Origin of the sequence: Mesorhizobium sp. M7A.F.Ca.CA.004.04.2.1, assembly GCF_004022825.1 — a bacterium.
Classification (GTDB): domain Bacteria; phylum Pseudomonadota; class Alphaproteobacteria; order Rhizobiales; family Rhizobiaceae; genus Mesorhizobium.
On the sequence record NZ_RZPH01000857.1, the window covers coordinates 1 to 2666 of the forward strand.

2 protein-coding genes are annotated in these 2666 nt (G+C 61.1%); one reads left to right on the forward strand and one right to left on the reverse strand.

Translation table 11 applies throughout. The annotated features are described in order from the left end of the window. The coding region (locus EN893_RS28185) for a glycerophosphodiester phosphodiesterase (protein ID WP_128361957.1) at window positions 1-707 on the forward strand (707 nt) is incomplete at its 5' end. A gap of 34 nt (window positions 708-741) precedes the next feature. On the opposite strand, the gene EN893_RS28190 is transcribed toward EN893_RS28185, so the two are convergent. Beyond that, window positions 742-2666 (reverse strand): bifunctional 2',3'-cyclic-nucleotide 2'-phosphodiesterase/3'-nucleotidase (locus tag EN893_RS28190; protein ID WP_128361958.1); only part of this gene is annotated, 1925 nt, incomplete at its 5' end.

Below are 2666 nucleotides of genomic sequence, written 5' to 3' on the forward strand. Positions count from 1 at the left end.
AGTTCGCCGTCTTCCATGACTGGACGCTGGATTGCCGCACGGAAGGCACGGGAGAAACGCGCAGCCATTCCATGGCCGAGTTGAAGACCCTCGATGTCGGCTATGGCTATACGGCGGATGGCGGCAAGACCTTTCCATTCCGCGGCAAGGGTATCGGCATGATGCCATCGCTGGATGAGGTTCTGGCGCACTTCCCGGCCCGCCGCTTCAACATCAACGTCAAGAGCAACGATCCGGGCGAAGGCGAAAAGCTGGCCGCCTGGCTTGCCACGCTGTCTCCAGCCGAGCGCGGTTATCTGTCGGTCTATGGTGGCGATAAGCCGATCGCCGCCGTCAAGGCAGCACTGCCGGACATGCATACGCTAAGCCGCGCATCGCTGACGCAATGCATCCTGCGCTATGCCGCGATTGGCTGGAGCGGCTACGTTCCGGATGCCTGCCGCAGAGGCACCTTGCTCATCCCCGTCAACGTCGCGAAATGGATGTGGGGGTGGCCGAACCGGTTTCTCGATCGCATGCAACGAGTCGACAGCCGCGTCTATCTGCTCGGCCCTTATTCCGGCGGCGACTTTTCGCAAGGGCTCGACGATCCCGAACTGATCAAGCAACTGCCGGACGGCTATTCCGGCGGCATTTCCACGGATGCGCTGGATCTCGTCATGCCTGACATCAAGGAACGTTTCGGCTCGGATCAATCCACGCCGTAAGGGGCTTGGATCGAGCCGCCCCGCAGCCCACCCTTCAAAGCAGGATGCGGTATTTCGCGAAGCCCGCCTCGCCCTCGCCCGCCGGTTCGATCTTCAGCGATTTCACCTGCGCAATGAAATCCTTGGCCCTGGGGCCGGTTTCGAAGACGGCGCTGGCTCCAGGCAGCGGTGCGAACGACCAGTTGTCGTCCGCCGACGGGTTGATCGTGCCCTCGCTGACGATATAGCGGACGATGACATCGCGATTGGTGTCCGGCGCCTCGTAGATGATCTTCGAGGCATTGATGTCGGGGAAATTGCCGCCGCCACCGGCCCGGTAATTGTTGGTCGCGATGACGAATTTCTGTTTAGGATCAATTGGTTTTCCATCGAAACTCAGGTCGACGATCCGATTGGCGCCAGCGTTGGCCAGCCCGCCCTTGGCATCGTATTTCGACGGCTGCGACAGATCGATCTTGTAGGTGACGCCGTCGATGACGTCGAAATTGTAGGACGGAAAATTAGTGTTGATGAGGGCCTGGTCGGCCTTATCAGGCTCGATCCGGTTGAAGATGCCGGCCGACATTTCCAGCCATTCCTTAACCTGCGCACCGGTGATTTCGACCGCACGCACGGTGTTGGGATAGAGATAGAGGTCGGCAACGTTCTTGATGGCGATGTCGCCCGCCGGCACGTCGGTATAGTAGTCGGCGCCGTTGCGCCCGCCGGCCTTGAACGGCGCGGCCGCCGACAGCAGCGGCACATCCTTCCATTGCGTGTTCTTGAGGATATCCCTGAGGTACCAGGTCTGCGCCTGGCTGACGACCTGCACCGACGGATCGTCGGCGACCAGCGCGAAATAGGAATAAAGCGGCGCGGAGGTCTTGCCGACGGGACGCCGCACATAGGCCAGCGTCGCCTGGTGGTCCTGGTCGAGGGCCGCGATGATGCGCTTGTCGTCCGGGACAGTCGGCTTGTTCTTGTTGTCGAGGCGTTCGAAGATCGGCCGCGCTTCGGAGGTGGCTGAAACGACCTTCCATTTCGACCCGTCACGCTCCAGCATCAGGTCGATCAGCCCCATATGCGAGCCCCAGAAACCGCCCATGACGGCGGGTTTGCCCTGCAGCGTGCCCTTTTGCGTGTCGACACCGTCGAGCGACTGGAAATCCTTCTTGCCGGGGAACACCAGATGCTGGTGGCCGGTGAACACCGCATCGATGCCGTCGACGCCGGCGACGAAGAACGAGGCGTTCTCCATCATGTCGCCCTGCTTCACGTCGATGCCGGAATGCGACAGCGCAAGGACGATGTCGGCGCCCTCCTCCTTCATCTGCGGCACCCAGGCCTTGGCCGCCTCGACGATGTCGCGCGTCTTGACGTTGCCCTCGAGGTTCTTGAGATCCCAGACCATGATCTGCGGCGGCACGAAGCCGATGATGCCGATCCTGATCGGCTGCTCGGCGCCCGAACCGTCCTTGATCTTCTTGTCGAGGATGACATAGGGCTTGAGATAGAGCTTGTCGTCGCGCGGGTTCGCGGCAAGCTCGGTGCCGCGGATCAAATTGGCGCAGACGAAGGGAAAATTGGCGCCGGCCAGCACCTTATCCAGGAACGACAGGCCGTAGTTGAACTCGTGGTTGCCCAGCGTGGAGCACTCGTAGCCAAGCAGGTTCATGCCTTTCATGATCGGATGCAGGTCGCCGTCCTTCAGCCCCTTCTCATAGGCGATGTAGTCGCCCATCGGATTGCCCTGCAGCAGGTCGCCATTGTCGATCAGCATCGAATTCACGGCTTCCTTGCGCACAGCATCGATGAGAGACGCCGTGCGCGACAGGCCCAGCGTGTCGTTCGTTTTGTCGGCGTAGTAATCGTAAGGCAGCACGTTCACATGGATGTCGGTGGTCTCCATGATCCGGAGATGGGCCTGGTTGCCTTGAGCGCGGGCGGAGAACGGATGCAGCATAATCAGTGCCCCTGCGG